Source organism: Actinomyces sp. ICM39 (assembly GCF_000282935.1).
Classification (GTDB): Bacteria; Actinomycetota; Actinomycetes; order Actinomycetales; family Actinomycetaceae; genus Pauljensenia; species Pauljensenia odontolytica_B.
In genome coordinates this window covers 1-821 of sequence record NZ_ALCB01000086.1, presented here as the reverse complement: position 1 = coordinate 821, position 821 = coordinate 1, and the positions used below count along the sequence as shown (strand labels likewise).

At 59.4% G+C, this 821-nt stretch carries 1 protein-coding gene; it reads left to right on the top strand.

What is annotated here, in order from left to right; genetic code table 11:
• The first annotated feature begins 161 nt into the window (after nt 1-161).
• On the top strand, nt 162-686 hold the full coding sequence (locus HMPREF1137_RS05530; RefSeq protein ID WP_007589813.1) for an NADPH-dependent FMN reductase: 525 nt from the start codon (nt 162-164) through the stop codon (nt 684-686).
• Nucleotides 687-821 lie beyond the last annotated feature (135 nt).

Below are 821 nucleotides of genomic sequence, written 5' to 3'. Positions count from 1 at the left end.
GCAAAGTCTGTTGCCCGTAGCTTTTGCGCCCTCACCAGAGGGATTGCTACGCTGCGGCACCATGGGACTTGTGTCCTAAACGGTAGCGATTGTTCTTGTCTCGCGCTTTCCTGCGAACTATAGTAGTTGACGTTTCAATAAGACTTCGAAAGGGAAACGTCATGGCTTCCATTGCTATCGTTCTCGGTTCTGTCCGTCCCGGCCGCGCCGGTGAGCAGGTCGTTCGTTGGATCGAGGATCAGGCTCGTCATCTCGACGGTGTTCAGACCGTCTTCTTTGATCTGCGTGACTACAACCTTCCTCTCTTCGCGGAGGCGATGCCGCCGTCGATGCAGGCTCCCGTGCTTCCCGAGGCTGTTCGTCTTCGTGCGAACATCGAGGCAAACGACGCTGTCCTGTTCGTGACGCCTGAGTACAACCACTCGGTGTCCGGCGCTCTGAAGAACGCGATTGACTACCTGCCCCCGGCCACGCTGAAGGAGAAGGCTGTCGGTCTGGTTGGCTACTCCTGGTACGGCGCGGTCAAGCCGCTCGAGCACCTGCGCGAGATCATGTCGACCTTCGGCGCCGACGTGCGTGAGCAGCAGGTCGGTATCAACCTTGGCTCTGACTTCCAGGATGGCTCATTCGTGCCCTCCGAGGAACTCAATGCTCAGATCCGCGAGCTGCTCGCGTCGCTTGCCTGAGGCGCCGCTCAGCGGCTTGCGTCTGGCGTCTGCTGATGTGCAGCACATGTTCGTGCGATCGCTGCGAGACATTGAATCGGCTCGGCGCGTGAACGCTTTCATTTAAGAGTGTGGCCCGGCAGGTACCTGCCGGGC

Coding starts and splice junctions, on each gene's coding strand:
- HMPREF1137_RS05530 (WP_007589813.1), top strand. CDS start 162: ATGGCTTCCATTGCTATCGTTCTCGGTTCTGTCCGTCCCGGCCGCGCC.